This is a genomic window from Porticoccus sp., from assembly GCA_023261185.1.
GTDB lineage: Bacteria > Pseudomonadota > Gammaproteobacteria > Pseudomonadales > Porticoccaceae > Porticoccus > Porticoccus litoralis.
On the sequence record JALRJN010000104.1, the window covers coordinates 1 to 2341 of the forward strand.

Genomic DNA, 2341 nt, shown 5'->3' on the forward strand with positions numbered 1-2341 from the left:
TAATTAGAAAATCATCTCTGAGGTGTGTGAGTAACGGCGTAATGACGTCACAGCTTCAGGAACTTTATCACAGACTAAACATCACGTCTTCATGCTGCCAAATGGAAAAAATGTCAACTTTTAGAAAAATGCAAAGATAAATACCCACACCAGATCGACGAAGTGCCAATACAGTCCTAGTATTTCGATCTCTTCGTAGTTACCGCCCCGCTTGGTAAACCAGCCCGCTTTCTGGGTGTCCAGATGCCCCCTGGCGACCTTGTAGGAGAAGATAAACAGGAAGATAACCCCGATAGACACGTGGAAGCCGTGGAAGCCCGTAACCATGAAAAAGACCGATCCGAACTGCGCCGCACCCATTGGGTTACCCCAGGGCCTGACGCCTTCATCAAAAATCAACTTACTCCATTCGAAAACCTGCATGCCCACGACTGTTGCGCCAAGCACCGCAGTGGCCAGCAACAGCCAGAAAGTCACCCACTTGTTCTTTCTGTAGCCGTAGTTGACTGCAAGTGCCATGGTCCCGCTTGAAGTGATCAGGACGAAGGTCATGATTGCAATCAGGATCAAGGGTATCGGCGCACCACCGAAACTTAGCGCAAACACCTCGCTTGGACTGGGCCATGGGTCCAAAGTGGACATGCGCACCGTCATGTAAGAGGCCAGGAAACAGCCAAAGATGAACGTATCGCTGACGAGGAAAATCCACATCATTGCTTTACCCCAGGGAACTCCCTTGAAGGCGCGCTGATCGGAACTCCAGTCATCGAAAAAGCCAGCTAAACCGGGCTTCAACTCCAATGAATCTGATGCCATAGTCTCTGTCGACATGGTCTTGTCTCCCCCGTTTAAATAAAGCCGCAGATCCGCAACAGGATCTCGAAATTGTTGCCCGTGAACAGCAATCCAAAGACCACCAACCACACACCCAGCAGGTAGTGCCAGTAAAGCGCACAGTTGGACACAGTGTGCTCCATGCTCCTCACGTCGGACTGACCGAATGCCTTTCTCATTGCCCTGCTCAAGGCAACCATACCCCCGGCCATGTGTAGCCCGTGGATACCGGTGATCATGAAGAAAAAGCCGACTGAGGGATTGCTAAAATCTCCCAAGACCATGCCAGTCAATTGTTGCCATGCGGCGAGTTGGCCAACGAGAAACAGGATCGTCAATACCGCCGCACCGACCAACGCCCCGCGCACCCAATCAGCCTTGCCAGCACGAGCCCACATGAGCGCCGCCTGTAAACACAAGCTGCTCAGCAAGAGCACGCCCGTATTGGCCCACAGCAAGTTAATCTGTGGTGTGGGTCTCCAGTCTTGATAGAGCATCCGGCCGCCATAGGCCACGATCATCAGCAAGAAGAACACGCTGACTACGCTGAGCAGCACCTTCAGGGCAGACCGCCTTGAATTGACTGCAATTTGAGCGCCCGACAGCGCGGGCGCAATCGGGCCGGTGTCTGCGATCCAGGGTTGTTCCGTAAAGATATTACTCATTACGTAACCTCACGACTGAGCGTTTCTGGGTGGGACATTTTGCGGAATAAAATCATCCTCTATGCCCGGCACACTGTAGTCGTAAGCCCATCGATATACGCAGGGGAGCTCTTTCCCGAAGTTGCCGTGTTCCGGCGGAGTGTGTTCTGTCTGCCATTCGAGTGTCGTGGCATTCCAGGGATTACTCGGCGCCTTCCTGCCATTAAACGCGCTGACAATCAGGTTATAGAGGAAGACCAACTGCGCAAAACCCACAACCAGCGCCGCGATGGTGATGCTCGCGTTGACGCTCTGCGCTGAATCAGGCAAGAAGGTTGTCCCAGTAATCTCAAAGTAACGGCGGGGCACGCCCATGATCCCGAGGTAGTGCATGGGCAAGAACACCAGATATGAGCCAACAAAAGTGACCCAAAAATGGAACCGCGCCATTCCCTCGTGATACCAGCGACCCGTAATTTTCGGGTACCAGTGATAGATCGCGCCGCACACGACCATGACGGGCGCTACTGCCATCACCATGTGGAAGTGCGCCACCACAAAAAGCGTATCTGAGAGCGGCATGCTGACGGTTGCGTTACCCAGAAACAGCCCTGTCATACCTCCGTTGATGAAAAATAGGAGGAAGGCTATCGAGAACAGCATCGGCACCGTCAGGTGAATGTTCCCCTGCCACAGCGTGAGCACCCAGTTATACACCTTGAGAGCCGTTGGCACTGCAATAATCAGCGTAGTGGTAGCGAAGAAGAAACCAAAGTAAGGATTCATGCCGCTGACATACATGTGGTGTGCCCACACAACAAAGCTCAGTGCACCAATAATGACAATCGCCCAGACCATCATCC

Annotated in this window: 3 protein-coding genes; all 3 read right to left on the reverse strand. The window is 52.9% G+C overall.

From position 1 onward, the window contains the following. Window positions 1-120 precede the first annotated feature (120 nt). A complete protein-coding gene (locus tag ACYZYZ_RS09920; RefSeq protein ID WP_461484153.1) occupies window positions 121-831 on the reverse strand; it encodes a cytochrome c oxidase subunit 3 in 711 nt (236 codons plus the stop codon). 17 nt (window positions 832-848) lie between these two features. Then, window positions 849-1499 carry a cytochrome c oxidase subunit 3 gene (locus ACYZYZ_RS09925; protein ID WP_461484154.1) on the reverse strand — a complete coding sequence of 217 codons (651 nt, stop codon included), beginning with the start codon at window positions 1497-1499 and terminating at the stop codon, window positions 849-851. A 9-nt stretch (window positions 1500-1508) separates the two neighbouring features. Beyond that, the coding region (locus ACYZYZ_RS09930; protein ID WP_461484155.1) for a cytochrome c oxidase subunit I at window positions 1509-2341 on the reverse strand (833 nt) is incomplete at its 5' end.